The sequence below is a fragment of the Xanthomonas sp. DAR33341 genome, assembly GCF_003992815.1.
GTDB classification, from domain to species: Bacteria; Pseudomonadota; Gammaproteobacteria; order Xanthomonadales; family Xanthomonadaceae; genus Xanthomonas; species Xanthomonas cissicola.
In genome coordinates, this window is the sequence record NZ_QEYV01000026.1 from 159,129 (window position 1) to 175,573 (window position 16,445).

Annotated in this window: 14 protein-coding genes and 1 pseudogene; 7 read left to right on the forward strand and 8 right to left on the reverse strand. The window is 63.7% G+C overall.

Translation table 11 applies throughout. The features are described from left to right. Positions 1-36: 36 nt before the first annotated feature. The 4 genes from glf to EO156_RS12040 form a co-directional block, all read right to left on the reverse strand. A complete protein-coding gene (gene glf, locus EO156_RS12025) occupies positions 37-1,221 on the reverse strand; it encodes a UDP-galactopyranose mutase (protein ID WP_026006929.1) in 1,185 nt (394 codons plus the stop codon). Continuing rightward, the gene (locus EO156_RS12030; protein WP_016849566.1) at positions 1,218-2,402 is read right to left on the reverse strand and encodes a glycosyltransferase family 1 protein; all 1,185 of its coding nucleotides are present in this window, start codon (positions 2,400-2,402) and stop codon (positions 1,218-1,220) included. The genes glf and EO156_RS12030 overlap by 4 nt, the downstream gene beginning before the upstream one ends. Before the next feature lie 37 nt (positions 2,403-2,439). Continuing rightward, a complete protein-coding gene (gene galE / locus EO156_RS12035) occupies positions 2,440-3,609 on the reverse strand; it encodes a UDP-glucose 4-epimerase GalE (RefSeq protein ID WP_005911297.1) in 1,170 nt (389 codons plus the stop codon). 431 nt (positions 3,610-4,040) lie between these two features. After that, positions 4,041-4,907, reverse strand: coding sequence for an SDR family oxidoreductase (locus EO156_RS12040; protein ID WP_015463646.1), 867 nt, complete (start codon positions 4,905-4,907; stop codon positions 4,041-4,043). A 227-nt stretch (positions 4,908-5,134) separates the two neighbouring features. On the opposite strand from EO156_RS12040, the gene EO156_RS12045 reads away from it, so the two are divergent. Next, a complete protein-coding gene (locus EO156_RS12045) occupies positions 5,135-5,776 on the forward strand; it encodes a DUF6766 family protein (protein WP_016849351.1) in 642 nt (213 codons plus the stop codon). 147 nt (positions 5,777-5,923) lie between these two features. Then, entirely contained in the window at positions 5,924-6,133 is a 210-nt protein-coding gene (locus tag EO156_RS12050; protein ID WP_005926675.1) for a hypothetical protein, read from the forward strand. Positions 6,134-6,239: 106 nt separating this feature from the next. Here the strand turns inward: EO156_RS12050 and cydB are convergent, their stop codons facing one another. The 3 genes from cydB to EO156_RS12065 all read right to left on the reverse strand — a co-directional run bounded on the left by cydB (position 6,240) and on the right by EO156_RS12065 (position 9,233). Next, the gene (gene cydB / locus EO156_RS12055; protein ID WP_016849352.1) at positions 6,240-7,262 is read right to left on the reverse strand and encodes a cytochrome d ubiquinol oxidase subunit II; all 1,023 of its coding nucleotides are present in this window, start codon (positions 7,260-7,262) and stop codon (positions 6,240-6,242) included. Next, positions 7,253-8,662, reverse strand: coding sequence for a cytochrome ubiquinol oxidase subunit I (locus EO156_RS12060; RefSeq protein ID WP_003490039.1), 1,410 nt, complete (start codon positions 8,660-8,662; stop codon positions 7,253-7,255). The genes cydB and EO156_RS12060 overlap by 10 nt, the downstream gene beginning before the upstream one ends. 289 nt (positions 8,663-8,951) lie before the next feature. Beyond that, entirely contained in the window at positions 8,952-9,233 is a 282-nt protein-coding gene (locus EO156_RS12065) for a hypothetical protein (protein WP_016849353.1), read from the reverse strand. A gap of 529 nt (positions 9,234-9,762) precedes the next feature. Between EO156_RS12065 and EO156_RS12075 the strand changes: the two genes are divergently transcribed. Together EO156_RS12075 and EO156_RS12080 are read left to right on the forward strand one after the other, a co-directional pair. Beyond that, positions 9,763-11,046: a sigma-54 dependent transcriptional regulator gene (locus EO156_RS12075; protein ID WP_005921984.1), complete on the forward strand. Its 1,284-nt coding sequence runs from the start codon at positions 9,763-9,765 to the stop codon at positions 11,044-11,046. Further along, entirely contained in the window at positions 11,043-11,285 is a 243-nt protein-coding gene (locus tag EO156_RS12080; RefSeq protein ID WP_003490034.1) for a hypothetical protein, read from the forward strand. The genes EO156_RS12075 and EO156_RS12080 overlap by 4 nt, the downstream gene beginning before the upstream one ends. Here the strand turns inward: EO156_RS12080 and EO156_RS12085 are convergent. Continuing rightward, the gene (locus tag EO156_RS12085) at positions 11,279-11,659 is read right to left on the reverse strand and encodes a response regulator (RefSeq protein WP_016849354.1); all 381 of its coding nucleotides are present in this window, start codon (positions 11,657-11,659) and stop codon (positions 11,279-11,281) included. The two genes, EO156_RS12080 and EO156_RS12085, sit on opposite strands and share 7 nt — an antisense overlap. Positions 11,660-11,868: 209 nt before the next feature. Here EO156_RS12085 and EO156_RS12090 point away from each other — a divergent pair, with 209 nt between their 5' ends. The 3 genes and pseudogenes from EO156_RS12090 to EO156_RS12100 all read left to right on the forward strand — a co-directional run bounded on the left by EO156_RS12090 (position 11,869) and on the right by EO156_RS12100 (position 16,436). After that, complete coding sequence (locus tag EO156_RS12090) at positions 11,869-15,411, forward strand: CheR family methyltransferase (protein ID WP_016849355.1); 3,543 nt, start codon at positions 11,869-11,871, stop codon at positions 15,409-15,411. A 229-nt stretch (positions 15,412-15,640) separates the two neighbouring features. Then, positions 15,641-15,833 (forward strand): annotated as a pseudogene (locus EO156_RS12095) (hypothetical protein). A gap of 30 nt (positions 15,834-15,863) precedes the next feature. After that, positions 15,864-16,436, forward strand: a complete 573-nt coding sequence (locus tag EO156_RS12100) for a hypothetical protein (protein WP_005911287.1) — start codon at positions 15,864-15,866, stop codon at positions 16,434-16,436. Positions 16,437-16,445 lie beyond the last annotated feature (9 nt).

Consider the following 16,445-nt stretch of genomic DNA (forward strand, 5'->3'; position numbering starts at 1 on the left):
CTGCAGCGACGGCGCTGCAGGGCGGGGCGTGCGTTGTCAGACCGCCAGCTCGGCGCGACGCTGTTCGGCGTCTTCGATGCGCTTGTACAAGGCCAGTGCCTGGCCGACCACCTGATCCATGTTGTAGTACTTGTAGGTGCCCAGCCGGCCAAGGAAGGTGACCTTGGGCGTCTCGGCCGCCAGGCGTTCGTAACGCCGATACAGCTCGGCATTCTCCGCGCGTGGAATCGGATAATACGGGTCGCCCTCGGCCGAAGGATACTCGCGGGTGATGCTGGTACTCGGATGTTGCTGGCCGGTGAGGTGCTTGTATTCGGTAATACGCGTGTAGGCCACCGCTTCGTCCGGATAATTGACCGTGGCCACCGCCTGGAAGTGCTCCTGGTCCAGCGTGCTGTGTTCGAACCTGAGCGAGCGGTACGGCAGCTTGCCGTAGCAGTAGTCGAAATATTCGTCCACCGGCCCGCTGTATACCAGCTGGTCGTACTCCAGCTCGTCGCAGATCTCGCGGTAGTCGGTATTGAGCATCACCTTGATGTTGGGGTGATCGAGCATGCGCTCGAACATGCGCGTATAGCCGTGCAGCGGCATCTGCTGGAAGGTGTCGGTGAAGTAGCGGTCGTCGTCGTTGGTGCGGGTCGGCACGCGCGAGGTCACCGACTTGTCCAGCTGCGAGGGATCTAGCCCCCACTGCTTGCGCGTATAACCGCGGAAGAAGGTTTGGTAGAGCTCGCGGCCCACCTGATTGATCACCACATCTTCGCTGGTCTGGATGTCTGCCACCGGCTCGGCGCGGCCGGCCAGGAACGCTGCGGCCTGTTCTTCGGTGGCCAGTTGCAGGCCGTACAGCCGGTTCAACGTGGTCATGTTGATCGGGATCGGCACCTGCTGCTCGCCAACTTGCGCAAGCACGCGGTGCGCATACGGACGCCACTGGGTGAAGCTGGAGAGGTAATCCACGATGCGCTGCGCATTGGTATGGAAGATGTGCGGACCATAACGATGGATCAGCACGCCGGCATCGTCATGGAAATCGTAGGCATTGCCGCCGATATGCGGGCGACGGTCGAGCACCAGCACACGCTTGCCGAGGCCGGCGGCCAACCGTTCGGCCAACACGCTGCCGGCAAACCCGGCGCCGACGATGAGGTAATCGAAACCGCGCCGCGCGTTGCCGCGCGTGCGACGGGCGGCAAGCGGCGCCGCGGCTGGCGGGGTCATTGGGTCCAAGAAAGCGTCTCCTTCATCAAATCGTAGGTGTGGTCCCAGGACATATCGCCCAGCACGCCATCGGCGCGGTCGAGCAACTGTGCGCGATCGGCACTGTCCTGCAGTGCCGCTTCGCAGGCGGCCACGAACGCATCGGCGGTCGCGGCAATGCGCACCACGCCGGTGTCGCCATAGGTGCGCACCACATCGTGGATGGGCGTGGACACCACCGGGCAGCCGCCAGCGAGGTATTCGGGCGTCTTGGTCGGGCTGATGAAGCGCGTGGAGGCATTCATCGCAAACGGCATCAACGCCACCTCCCACCCGGAGAGATAAGCAGGCAGTTCGTCGTAAGTCTTGCCACCCAAATAGTGGATGTTGGCGGCCTGCGGCAGCTCGGAGGGGGCGATCTTGACCACCGGGCCAATCATCACCAATTGCCAGTGCGGCCGCTGCGTCGCGATCGCGCGTAGCAGCTGGACATCGAATCGCTCGTCGATGACACCGTAGAAGCCCAGCCGCGGGTGCGCGATGCCGGCCTGGTCGTCAGGCTCCTGCTGCGGCAAGCGCGCGGCGGCAAAATGCGCCACGTCCACGCTGCTCGGGAATGCGTGCGCGTTGGCGTGCAACGCGCGTTTAGCCTCCCAAATGCTGTAACCGCCGGTGAAGACCACATCGGCGCGCTGCAGCAGTGCACGCTCGCGTTGCACCAGCTCCGGCGGCGCACCACGAAAGGCCGACAGCTCGTCCATGCAGTCGTAGATGACCGTGCGCGCAGGCAGATGCGCACTGAAGCTCTGGCTCATCGGCGTGTAGTACCACAGCAACAAGTCGCGTACGCCCAGCTCGGCCAGGTAGCCATCCAGCAAGCGGCGTTGCACCTGCACGGCATCCTCGCCCTCACACCCGGCGGGCAGGCGCGGCACCAAGACGTGCACGCCGTGCTCTTCGCCACGCACCTCCAACCAGGGCTCGGCTGCATCGCAGGCGATGGGCTCTTCCCAGAACAGCACATTGGCATCGCGTGCAAAGCGCGACATCAGGTGCTGCGGTCGCTGATAGACAAAACTCCAGCGCAGATGCGACAGACACAACAGCGTGGGCCGCGCGGGATCGAACCGCGGCGTACTGTCGGATGGAACCGCGCGGCGGGTCTTGCCGATCGCGTATTGGAACTGACCAGCCCAACTCATGGAATGCCCTCGTAGGAAAGAAACGGGCCGTTGCGCATTACACGCGGGAAAAGCCAGTGGCGACCACGAGCGTGCTTACCGGCTCGCTGCGACGGCGCGTGTCCGGGCCGGGCGATAGCCGGGGCGCTGGTGCCGGCAGCTCGCGCGCACCTTCGCGCTCTGGCACGGCCGCCGCGGTGCGCGGGCGCGGCAAACGCGAACCGGCATAGCCATCCGGATACATCGACTGCCAACGCCAGGTGTCGCGACACATGCGGTCCAGGTCGTATTCCGCGGTCCAGCCCAGCAGCCGGTTGGCCAGCGCGGTGCTGGCGAAGTACACCGCCACATCGCCATCGCGACGCGGCGCGATGCTCAGCGGAATGCGCCTGCCACTGGCGCGCGCGAACGCGGCCGCCACCTCGCGCACGCTGTAGCCACGCCCGGTGCCCAGATTGACCACCAAGCCCTTGCGTTGGCGCTGCAGGTAATCGATGGCGTCCACATGTGCGCGCGCCAGATCCATCACATGCAGATAGTCGCGCACGCCGGTGCCGTCGTCGGTCGGATAGTCGTCGCCGAAAACCTGCAGTGCCTCGCGACGCCCCACTGCCACCTGTGCGATGTAGGGCATCAGGTTGTTCGGTACTCCTCGCGGGTCTTCGCCCAGATATCCGCTCGGGTGCGCACCCACCGGGTTGAAGTAGCGCAGCAACGCCGCGTTGAAATCCGGCCAGGCGGCGCTGAGGTCGCCGATCATTTCTTCCATCATCAGCTTGGTGCGCCCGTAGGGGTTGATCGCCTTCAGTGGCGCGCTTTCGTCGATCGGGCTGCGGTTGGCGTCGCCATACACGGTGGCCGAAGAACTGAATACCAGGTTGCACACCTTGGCAGTCCGCATCGCGCGCAGCAGCGCCAGCGTGCCGGTGACATTGTTGTTGAAGTACAGCAGCGGCTCGCGCACCGATTCGCCAACGGCCTTGAGCGCGGCAAAATGCAGGACGGCGTCGATGCGCTTGCCGATCAGTAAATCGGCAAGCTCGGGCGCACGCACATCCATGCGATGAAACTCCGGGCGAAATCCCATCAGATGCTGTAGATGGTCGAGCACGCGTTCGGAGGAGTTGCTCAAATTATCGACAATGCACACTTCGTGCCCACGCTGCGCCAGTTCCACGCAGGTGTGCGAGCCGATATAGCCGGTGCCGCCGGTGACCAGAATTCTCATTGTCGTCTGCCTCATAGGGGCGCTACTGCGCTGGCCTGCCGATGGCGCGGATGCATCACGTCGTATGCGTCGATGCGCGAGGGGTGATGTCGTCACGCCAGCAGTGGGTTTGCACCTGCGCCACGCAGGCGTGGCGGGCAGCACTGTTTCGAAGAGGGGTCGTGCATCACGTTCCAACGTCATCTACGGTAGGAGGCCGACCGTGAGCGCAACCGCAGGAAGGGGTGTGTGCCACGCGAGCGCAACGTTGACCGGAAGCTCACCTCGGCTGTGCGTTTTGCGCGCTGTGGCAATGCCCCCGAGTGACTGCACGGCAAGCGAGCGCGATGTGGCGTGCGCTAATGCGCGCCGAGAATCCACGAAAGAAGTGGCCCAATAAAAAGCCCGCGTCGCTCGATCAGCGACGCGGGCCCGGCAACAATGCGACAGCGTTACAGCGTGACCGCGCCGCCAGAGATGGTCAGCAAGGTGCCGGAGGTGTAACTGGCCGTGTCGGCCGCAAGCATGACATACGCCGATGCCAGCTCGACCGGCTGACCCGGGCGCCCCATGGGGGTCTGCCCGCCGAAGTTTTCCACCGATTCTTCGTCCATGCCGGAGGGAATGAAGGGTGTCCAGATCGGGCCCGGCAGCACCGCGTTGACGCGGATGTTCTTCTCCGCCAGCACACCGGCCAGGCCGATGGTGAGGTTGGCCAGCGCGCCCTTGGTCGCGGCGTAGGGCAGAATGTTGGGCGTAGGTTTCTTCGACTGCACCGAGGCGGTGTTGATGATGGAGCCGCCGTCGGTCATGAGCGGCACCGACAGGCGTACCAGATTGAAGGCCGCATGCACGTTGGTGTCGAAGGTCTTGCGCCATTCGTCCAGGGTGATGTCCTCGAAGGTCTCGAAGTACTTCTGGTAACCGGCGTTATTGACCAGAATATCCAGGCCGCCCAGGGTGCTGTTGACTTTGTCGACCAAGGCCGCTGCCTGGCTGGGGTCGCTGATGTCGCATCCCACCAGCAGCGCCTTGACGCCGGCCTTTTCGATCAAGGCGCCAATGCGCGCGGCGTCTTCCTGCTCATCGGGAAGAAAGGCAATCGCCACATCCGCGCCTTCGCGTGCATAGGCAATGGCAACCGCAGCGCCGATGCCGCTGTCGCCACCGGTAATCAGTGCACGCTTGCCTTTCAACTGGCCGTGGCCTACGTAGCTGTCTTCGCCATGGTCCGGGCGCGGATCCATCTTCTCGGTGCGGCCGGGAAAGCTTTGCTTCTGTGGCTTGAAGGGCGGGCGTGGATAGTTGGGTACGGGCATCGTGGTCTCCTGGCAGTGACTTTGTTGGTTGCACGCCAGTGTGGTGACGCAAACGTAAATATCCGGGCTAAACGATGTGCGCATGGCGTGTGTTGCCGATCGCGCCCTGTGCGCGGCAGGCAGTACACCGGCAATGCGGTGGCATGCAGAACAGCGCGGCTGCACGTAAACTTCATGCGGTTTTGCCGAGGACGCTCGATACTGCGCGCATCGCCAGGAGGTCATCCATGTTCTTGCGTCGTAATGGGCTGTCGTTGTGTCTGCTTGCGTTGACTATCTTCTTCATCGGTTGCCAGGTCTATGCCGGATTGCACGCGTACAACGATGAGTTGCGCGAGCAGGGGCAGCCGACGCTGCTGCTGTCTGCGTATCTGCACAGCCCGCATTTCATGTCTGCATTGTTCGAAAACTGGGAGAGCGAATTCCTGCAGATGGGGATGTACGTGCTGCTCACCGTGAAGTTGCGTCAGGTGGGCTCTGCCGAATCGCGCCCGCTCGCTCCCACGGAAGAAACCGTTGAGATCAAATCCGGACCCACGCCCTGGCCGGTACGTGCCGGTGGGGTATGGAGACGGCTGTACGACCACTCCCTGGCAATCGCGTTCGCGGCGCTATTCCTGATGAGCTTTGCGCTGCACCTGGTCGGCAGTTGGCGGCTGGAGGTAGCGGAACGTGCGCAGAAGGGCTTGCCACCGGTCACGGTGTTGGAGCATTTCACCAGCGCATCGTTCTGGTTCGAATCGATGCAGAACTGGCAGAGCGAGTTCCTGGCGGTGTTCTCGCTGGTGGTCTTGACCATCTGGTTGCGGCAGAAGGATTCGCCGCAGTCCAAGCCGGTCGAGGCGCCGCATTCGCAGACTGGCGGGTGAAGCGGCTTGAGCCGTTTGCGAGGCGGCGAGGCGTGCGAAGCCGGGCCTGCGCGCTCCACTGTGAGAGTGAATCGCCAGATACGCACTTCACGCAACCACCGGGCTTCGTTCACCACCCCGCAATGCCTGCGCGCCTAGCGTTGGGTGATGACGACCACGCAGGAGATGAGCATGGGCAGCGAACCGAAAAAGCCTTGGGGCCCGGAAGACGACCAGAAAAAGCCGTTTACGCCGCAGGAGCGTCGCAACGAGGATGTCGAATGGAAGGTGCACGACATGCCCGACGATGATCCTGACGTCAACAAGGCCGATCCCGAACACGACTACGAACGGCCGGACGGATCGGAAAAACGCTGAAGCAAGCCGCCAGTATCGCTGGAGCGCCCGCCGCGCGGGCGCTGTTCGTTTGCCTGGATGCATGTGTCTCAACGCACTGCATATCGCATGCGCGCCGCACTATCGCCTAGTGGTGATGGTGATAGCCCACATCGGCGGCGATCTTGCCGCGGAACACACGGTACGACCACACCGTATAGCCGAGCACCAGCGGCAGCAGTACCACCAGGCCCACCATCGGGAAGATCTGCGAAGAGGGCGGCGAGGCCGCCTGCCAGATGGTGTAACTCGGCGGCACCAGATACGGCCACATGCCCAACACCAGGCCAATGAAGCCCAACACGAAGATCGCCAGGGTCAACAGGAAGGGCCATGCATCGCTGCGCGAGCTGTCGCTGCTGCGCCATAGCGCAAGCGCTATGCCTGCGGTCATCAGCGGAATCGGCGACAGCCACCAGAAATTGCCGTGCTCGAACCAACGCGCCATCACATGCGAGCTCAGGAACGGCAGCCACGCGCTGACCAGCACGACGAAGGTCACCACCACGCCCACCAGCGGCTTGGTCAGCTGCCGCGCCAAGGTGTGGGTGCGCCCATCGGTCTTGAGGATCAACCAGGTGCTGCCAAGCAGTGCATAACCGAATACCAGCGCAGCACCGGTGAGGATGGTGAACGGGCTGAACCAGCCGAACACGCCGCCGGTATAGCGCCCGTTGGTAAGCGGCATGCCTTCCACCAGCGCGCCGAGGATGATGCCTTGCGCGAACGCGGTCAGGATCGAGCCGGCAATGAACGACAAGGTCCACAGCCGCCGCGAGCGCTGTGCCTTGAAACGGAATTCGAACGCCACCCCACGAAACACCAGCGCCATCACCATCAACAGCACCGGTAGGTACAGGCCGGACAGGATCACCGCATACGCCGTGGGAAACGCAGCGAACAGACCGGCGCCGCCAAGCACCAGCCAGGTTTCGTTGCCGTCCCAGATGGGCGCGGCGGTGTTCATCATCAGGTCCACTTCCTGTTCGTCGCGCGCGAACGGCGCCAGCATGCCCAGCCCGAGCACGAAGCCGTCCAGCACCACGTACATCAGCACGCCGAAACCGATCACGCCAAACCACACCACCGGCAACCAGTAACTCAGTTCCATGGCGTGTTCTCCTGTTCCAGTGACGTCTCTGCTGCAGACAGCGGGCGTGCCGGCGTGTGGTCGCCACCGGCCACATCCGGCCCGTCGCGGCTGGGTTGCGGCCCGGCGCGTACCAGCTTGGTCAGATAAAAGATGCCGAAGCCGAACACGAATGCGTAGCCCAGCAAATACACCAGCAGCGATACCGCCACTGTCGCAGTCGATTGCGGGCCCACCGCGTCGGCAGTACGCAGCAGCCCGTACACCACCCACGGCTGGCGCCCGATCTCGGTGACGAACCAGCCGGCCACCAGCGCCATGAATCCCGCCGGCAGCATGAGGTTCCATGCCAGGATCAGCGGCCTGGCATGCAGGCGTCCACGCCACCATGCAATGGCCGAGATCCACGCCAGCAACAGCATCGTCATCCCCAGACCCACCATGATGCGGAAGGCGAAGAACACCGGCGCCACCGGCGGCCGTTGATCGGGCGGCACCGACGTCAGCGGCGTAATGTCGCCGTCTGCGCTGTGGGTCAGGATCAGGCTACCCAGGCGCGGGATGGCCACCTCATAGTCGTTGCGCTCGGCCTCTGCATTGGGCAGCGCAAACACCACCAACGGCACGCCGGCGCCATGGCCTTCGCTGTGCCAGTGCGCCTCCATCGCGGCGACCTTGAGCGGCTGATGTTCCAACGTGTTGAGCCCGTGCTGGTCGCCCACCAGTATCTGGATCGGCAGCACGATGGCGGCAAATGCCACCGACAAGCGCAACATGCGGGCGCCGGCATCCACATGCAGCCCTTTGCGCAGGTAGTAAGCGCCGACGCCGCCAACCACGAAGCAGGTGGTGATGAACGAGCCCAGGGCCATGTGCACCAGACGATACGGAAACGACGGGTTGAAGATGATCTGCAGCCAGCTGACCGGTTGCACGATGCCGTTGACCATCGCGTAGCCACGCGGGGTGTGCAGCCAGCTGTTGGACGACAAGATCCAGAACGTGGACACCAGCGTGCCGATCGCCACCATGCAGGTGGCGAAGAAATGCAGGCGTTCGGAAACCCTGCCCCAGCCGAACAGCATCACCCCCAGGAAGCTGGCTTCCAGGAAGAACGCAGTAAGCACCTCATAGCTCAGCAACGGGCCGATCACACTACCGGCAATGCGGCTCAGCTCGGGCCAGTTGGCGCCGAACTGGAAGGCCATGACGATGCCGCTGACCACACCCATGCCGAACGACACCGCAAAGATGCGCAACCAGAAAAAGTACAGCCGCTTCCAGGTCTCGTCGTGCGTGCGCAGCCACCGCCATTCCAGAAAACCGAGTAGGTTCGCCAGGCCAATAGTGAAGGCCGGAAACAACACATGGAACGAAATGACGAAGGCGAACTGGATACGGGACAGCAGCAGCGCTTCCACAGGTTTCTCCTAACGCCTGGTCGGGTACGGTAGTGCCGGCACAGGGGCCACGGGACGGGATGCCGGCCGGTCAGGCGCAGCTGGCACCTGCCCGGCGCGCGAGCAGCGGGACGTGGCAGCGCAAGACCACCGCGTGCCGACGCATATTTCCAACACCAAGCCTGCGCCCATCACGCGCGGAAAAGATTGACCTGGCGCACCGTGGGGCACCTTGCTCCCCCTTAGAATCCCGCTGCGATCACGGCAGGCGTGCAACGCACCAATCAAGCGAGCCCAACCGGTGGGCGCATCATCCTTGGCGTAAGTGACGCAGGCAACGCGGCGCCAGCCAATCGGCGAGCACGGCATTCATCGAGCCGGGGGTAAGGCGCAGCGCATCGCGCACGGCCTTGATCGCTTCCGCATCGGTCAGGTGCGGGCGCGCGTTGTATGCCGCGCAGACTGCCCGGATCGTGCCTTCGGGAATGCCATCGAATGCGTAATAGCCAAGCTGGCCTCGGCGGTGTTCGCCACGCCAGTAGTCCAATTCGGTTTGCACATCGGCCTGCACGGGCGCCGAGACTGCGTGCATGGGACACCTCGCTCGCTGGATCGGGCGAGTGTTCGCCGCACCCCAGAAGGAATGCGTGAGCGCGTTGTGCACGCTGCCTCCACAAGCGGTGCGTAGGCTGTGGGTAACCCAGCAGACCCGATGCGGTTCCTGAGGTTCATGCGGCGCCATGGTGGCGTCGGCTTACGTCAGCCCCGGCTGATATCCTGGCTCCGATACAGGCACGCAAGCGAGCTCAGCCAGCGCTCGATCAAGACGGCACCCGTCGTTGGACTGGCGCTGCCGCGGCAAACCTTGCACTCCTTGGCGTTTCGGCATTCTCGACGCGGCGGCCTACCCAGAGCGTGACGCTTGGCACTGGCGCGAACGAGCGCTTCCATGCGTACTTCGCTCACCACCCTCAGGGCGGGCTCGACTGGGGGAAGGGCGCCGCATCATTCACAGAGCGTGACAGCAACAGGCAATTTTCGATGTGGTGTGTCAGCGCATTTCGCGCGGCCCTCACAATTCTCAACTGAACATGTATCAGTCATTGCGGACAGAAGCGCTCATGGACCGTCTTTCCTGCGCCATCATCGACGACGACGTGGAGTTCTGCGATCAGGTGGTTGAACTTGCCACCGATAGCGGCTTCCATGCCAAGGGCATTCACACCCTTGGCGAAGCCAGCCGCTGGCTGGACATCAACTTTCCCGACCTGTTGGTAGTGGATGTTGGCCTGCCAGACGGCAGCGGTTTCGATCTGATCGAACGGCTCGACCCGGACCACACCCCGCAGATCGTTGTGGTGTCGGGCGATTACGCGCGCGAAACCCAGGGCCGCGCCCAGCAGTTCGGGGTCAGCGAATTCCTGACCAAGCCGTTCGCGCCCGAACGCCTGGAACGGGTGCTCGGGGGACTGCGCGAAGCGCAACAGGGCAACCTGGGCATCGTCGGCAACAGCGACAGCATCGTCATGCTGCGCAAGGACATCGTGCGCGTGGCGCCGACCGATCTGAATGTACTGGTGACCGGCGAAACCGGCACCGGCAAGGATCTGGTGGCGCGCGCCATCCACCGTGTGTCCGGTCGCCGCGGACGCTTCGTACCGGTCAATTGCGGGGCCATTCCGGAGGAGCTGCTGGCCAGCCAGTTGTTCGGCCACGAGCGCGGCAGCTTCACCGGCGCCGACCGTCGGCATGCCGGGTTCCTGGAGCAGGCCGCAGACGGGACGCTGTTCCTGGATGAAATCGGCGAGATGCCCAAGCGGCTGCAGGTGTATCTGCTGCGGGCGATCGAATCGCGCAGCTTCATGCGCGTGGGCGGCAACGAGGAAATCGCACTGGATGCGCGCGTGGTGGCAGCCACCCATCAGCACGTGCAGCGCGAGCAGGCGGTGCTGCGCGAAGACCTGTTCTACCGTCTCAACGAATACCCGATCCAGGTGCCGCCGCTGCGCGAGCGCCGCGGCGACGCGCGCCTGCTTGGCTTGCGCGCGATCGACGAGCTCAACGCCAAATACGGCAAGCGCAAGTTGCCGACCAAATCGTTGCTGCGCTACCTGGCCTACCATGCCTGGCCGGGCAATGTGCGCGAGCTGCGCTCGTTCATCCACTATCTGTATCTGCGCTCCGATGGCGATCTGTTGAGCGCTCCGGATGTGGAGCAGACCGTGCCGCAGGCCGATCAGGACGGCTTGCTCATTCCTGCCGGCTGGACCATGCGCCAGGCCGAAGACGCGATGATCGAATCGGCACTGGCGCGTACGCGCTTCAACAAAAAGGCCGCCGCGCGCGAACTGGGCATCAGCGTGCGCACCTTGCATAACCGGCTCAGCGACAAGGATGCGGAGTGAGCGACGCACCGCGTGGGCAGCGGCGCGAGTTGCTGCACCAGTTGCGCAACCGTCTCAACGTGATGGGCTTTGCGTTGTATGCGTTGCGCAACGAGAGGTCAAAGCCGCTGGAAACGCTGCGCACGGCGCATCAGGCCGCTGTCGAACTGCTCAATCAGCTCGGCGAGCAAGAGCGCGCCCTGCAGCAGCCCGGCGTGGAACCGGGCGATAACGGCCAGCCCGCCTGCGCCGATCAGTGATTGACCGTCTCGCTCTGGTGGCTGAGCAAGCTGGCGATCGTGCGCGGGTTATAGGGCTTCATGCAGTACGACAGATGCGCAAAGCGCTGCGGCAGCGTATAGCGGTCGTAGCCGGAGCAGAAGGAGAACGGCACGCCGCGCTTCATCAATGCATCGGCGACCGGAAACACCGCCTGGCCGCGCACGTTGACATCCAGCAAGGCGCCATCGATGGCCTGACCCGACGCCACCAGCGAGAGCGCGTCGGGCACATTGCCGACCGGTCCCACCACGTTGACGCCGGCTTCCACCAACAAGTCGTTGAGCGCTTCGGCCAGCAAGTAATCGTCCTCGACAACAAGAATGCGGCGGCCGGCGAGTGCAGTGTCGTGCATGACAGGCTCCAGAGCGGTGGCGTTTCAGGCAACGCGCGCAAGCATGGTGCTCGCACTGCAGGTTAACGCGGCGCGCAAGCAGACGCTTCCAAGACCGGTCTCTGCAATGCGCGCGCGTGATGGGAATAAGTGCTGCATGGCAGTCCGGCGTGCTTTACGCAATCATTACCGATTGCGCTTGAACCCAGCGCTGCGACGATAGTGCCGCCATGACCGACGACGAAACTTCCACCAACGACATCGCCACGGACGCGAACACGCAGCCGCCCTTATTCGTGCTTGGCGTGGGCGCCGCAGGCATGGACGCCGATCGTCTGGCAGAAGTGCTCGATGCGGTTGGCGGCGCTTCGAATCTGGCCATCATGCTGCTGTTGCGCGACCGCCAATTGTTGGATGAGGCGCGCCTGCGCGAACTGCTTGGCAGTCAGGCCACCCTGCTGTCGGTGCCCAATGATGGTGAGCGGCTGCAACCGGGTCGCTTCTATCTGCCTCCGGCCGATACGGTCGTGACCCTGGAAGAAGGGCGCATCCGCCTGCGCGCCTTGTCCGGCGGCGAGAGCGACCACGGGCTGATCGACAGCTTCTTCGTCTCGATGGCGCATGACCAGGACGGCAATGTGATCAGCCTGATCATGGGGCGCTTCGATGGCGACGGCACGCTGGGAACCGCGGCGATCCGCGAATGCGGCGGTCTGGCGCTGGCCGTGGACGACGCCGCACTGCATGGGCTGGACCTGCGCAGCGCCAGCAACCCGGCCGCCATTACCGACGACATCCTGCCGTTGCCGCAGATCGCTGAACGTATCGCTGCGCACATGCAGCGCCACCACGGCTTTGGTCATCCGCTACCGATGGGTGTGCGCAACGGTAGCGAGAGCGACAAGCTCAGCCAGGTCGCCGCCATCCTGCGCAATACCACCGGCCACGATTTTCATGGTTACAAGCGCGCCACCTTCCTGCGCCGCGTGCAACGGCGCATGCAGGTCGCACAGGTTGAAACCTTGGAGCAGTATCTGGAGATATTGCGCAATCGTTTCGACGAGCCGTTGCAGCTGTTCAACGACCTGCTGATCGGCGTCACCAAGTTCTTTCGCGACCGCCGCGAGTTCGAATTCCTCGAGGAACAGGTGATTCCGCGGCTGTTTCAGGGCAAACACACCGGCGACAGCCTGCGCATCTGGGTGCTGGGCTGCTCTACGGGCGAAGAAGCCTATTCGCTGGCGATGCTGCTGCGCGAACATGCCGAGACCCTGGACACCGCGCCACGCATCCAGATCTTCGCCAGCGATATCGACGGGCGCGCACTGGCCACCGCGCGGGTGGGGCGCTATGCCTCCAGCATCGTCGGTGAAGTTGCGCCCGAGCGGCTGCGGCGCTGGTTCGTCAAGGAAGGCGACACCTATGTGGTGAGCAAGGAGCTGCGCGAGCTGTGCGTGTTCTCCCAGCACAGCATCGTCAAGGACCCGCCGTTTTCGCGGTTGGATATGGTGTCGTGCCGCAATCTGCTGATCTATCTGGATGCCGAATTGCAGAATCGGGTGATCCCGATCTTTCATTTCGCCATCCGTCCGGGCGGTTATCTGTTCCTGGGCAATGCCGAAAACGTCTCGCGGCACGCGCAATTGTTCACCCCGGTGGAGCGGAGCTTTCGGGTCTTCCAGCGCATCGATACCGACAGCAATGTGCACGCGACCTTTCCGACCATGCAACTTGCGGGTGCCGGCAGGGCGCCTGCCCCGCCGATACAGCAGCGTAGCCCCAGCAACGCACTGGTGCGCGCTGGCGAGCGCATCGCCGACCGTTACGCGCCGGCGTATGCGGTGCTGGACGAGCAATTCGAGGTGCTGCATTTTTCGTCGCAGGCCGGGCGCTTCATCCGCCCTGGCGGTGGCACGCCCAGTCTCAACCTGCTCAACCTGATCCATCGCGATTTGCGCCTGGACTTGCGCAGCGCGCTCAGCCGCGCCGAACGCGACCGTTCACCGGTGCACGTCAAGGGCATCCAGGTGCACGAAGACGCGGCGACCTGGGCGGTGAACCTGTTCGTCGAGCCGACCGCCGACTCGGACGTGCCGCGCGGCTACGTGGTGCTGTTCCAGGAAGTGGAAGCGCGCGAACCGGTGGAGCTGCCCGCCCCAGACGACAGCGTGCACGACGATGGTCATGTGCAAGTGCTGGAAAACGAGCTGCGTATCACCCGCGAGCGCCTGCAATCGATGATCGAAGAGCTGGAGAGCACCAACGAAGAGCTCAAGTCCTCCAACGAGGAATACCAGTCGCTCAACGAGGAACTGCAGAGCGCCAACGAGGAGCTGGAAACCTCCAAGGAAGAGCTGCAATCGGTCAACGAGGAAGTGACCACCGTCAACGGCGAACTGGCCCATCGCGTGCAGGAGCTCGCGCATGCCAACAGCGATCTGAAAAACCTGCTGGAAAGCACCCAGATCGCCACCGTCTTCCTCGACAACGAATTGCGCGTCACCAACTTCACCCCGGCCGTCACCGACATCCTGCCGCTGGTGGAAAGCGACATCCAGCGCCCGATCAGTCACATCAAGCTGCATGTGGATTACGACCAACTGCAGGATGATGCGCGACGGGTGATCCGCACCCTGGCCGTGCTCGATCGCGAGATCGAGAACCCCACCACGCATGCGCGCTACATGGTGCGCGTGTTGCCGTATCGCACCGTGGACAATTTCATCGGTGGTGCGGTGCTGACCTTCATGGACGTGACCCCGCTCACGCGCGCCGAGCGTGCGCTACGCAGCAGCGAGCAACGCCTGCGCACCTTGATGGAAGGCATCCCGCAGCTGGTGTGGCGCTCGCTCGATGGCGGCCGCTGGACCTGGTCCAGCCCCCAATGGTCCAGCTATACCGGCCAGGGCGATGCCGAAAGCCTGGAGCTGGGTTGGTTGCAGGCGGTGCACCCGGACGATCGCGAGCCGACCATGAATGCCTGGCTGAAAAGTGCGTCCAGCGGCGGGCTGGATATCGAACACCGTTTGTTCAATGCGGCCGAACAAGGCTACCGCTGGTTTCATACGCGCAGCGCACCGGTGCGCGATGAACGCGGCCAGGTGCTGGAATGGCTGGGTACCTCCACAGAGTCGGACAACCTGCGCCGGCTGCAGGAAGAACAGCGCGTATTGGTAGCCGAGTTGCAGCACCGCACGCGCAATCTGATCACGGTGGTGCAGTCGGTGGCCAAGCAGACCGTGCAGACCAGTCAGAGCATGTCCGAGTTCGCGGTCAAATTCGAGGATCGGCTGGACGCGTTGTCGCGCGTGCAGGGGCTGCTGTCGCAGTCGGACAATATGCCGACCACCATCGGCGCCTTGCTGCGCATGGAACTGGATGCGTTGGGGGCCGAGCCGGATCAAAGGCGCATCGTGGTGGAGGGGCCGAACGTGGCGTTGCGCAAATCCACCGTGCAGACGCTTGCATTGGTACTGCACGAATTGGCCACCAACGCGCTCAAGCATGGCGCCTTGGCGGTGGACACCGGCACCTTGTCGATCCGCTGGGAGGTCGTCTCCGGCAGCGATACGCCCGCGTGCCTCAAGCTGTTGTGGATCGAGGAAGGCGCCAGCAATCAGCCGCGCGACGACCGTGATGAAGTCAGCGGTTTCGGGCGCCGCCTGATCGAAAAGGCCTTGCCCTACAGCCATGGCGCACAGACGCGCTACGAGCTCAGCGACATGCGCCTGGAATGCGAGATCCAATTGCCGCTCAATCCGGCGAACGGGTGAGTTGGATCGCAAGGCGTTGCGGGCTGCAGGGGTATCGCCGCTGGAGCGCGCAGGGCGTGCACATGTACAGCCCGGCACATGGTGTGATGCGTAGGACCGAGTGCCAGGCACTGTCCTGGCGATGATGACGACGTACACAACCATTCAGACCGCTAGTGAAAGAGCGCTGTACTGAGAGCAAGACACTCGTGCCTTGCGTGCGTGCCTCTCACTGGCAACTCTGCTGCGCGTGCTTGTACATCTAACAACGTGGCGTTGCGCTGTACACGTGCAGCCAACGGAAAATACTGCGCGATGATGCAGATCCTGCGGCCGATTCGGCTTTCGCAGTGCGCGTTGTGCAACTGAAGCTGCGTGAAACCAGTGCCGCACCGACCTTTGCCCCCGTCAAAAAGTTGGCGCGCATTGTGCGTAACCACTGAGGTCATCGAGATGTACACAGTGGAGTAGTCATGATTACGCGTATTCTTCAGTTGTCCGCCCGAGTGGCGAGCAATGCTTGGGTCGAGATCGGCGTGGGCGCCGATGCCGACATTCTGGTCGCCGACCGTGGCGGCAAACGCGAGGAGCGCGCCACTTTCGGTCGGCGCGCTCCGGGGCAGCAGCGCTCGATCCATTTGCAGGAGCCCGGCGGATTGGGCGGCGTGGATCTGGCCATCTGGGAAACCCAACGCTGCGCCATTGCGCTGTGCGGTTTCGTCTGCACTGCATCGGCAGACGGCACCACTGCGGCGACCTGGTTGAGTCAGGACGGCAGCGCGGTGTATGCCGCCGGATTGCGCAATGTGATGGACATCGGCGGACGCCTGCAGATGGGATTCTCGTTGCTCGTCGCCTCATCGGCGAGCATGCCCACCTACCGGCCGCTGTGTATCGACGCGGACCTGAGCAAGTGGCTGCACATGGGCGGCGCAGAGGCCATGCGCCATCTTACGCCCTGGCGACTGGAGCGCTGCACCGCTGCGGCAGGCGTCCGGCCAGAGTGGGCGAGCGAGGCGGCCTCGGCGCGGATCGCACGGGTGTGAGCGCGCGCG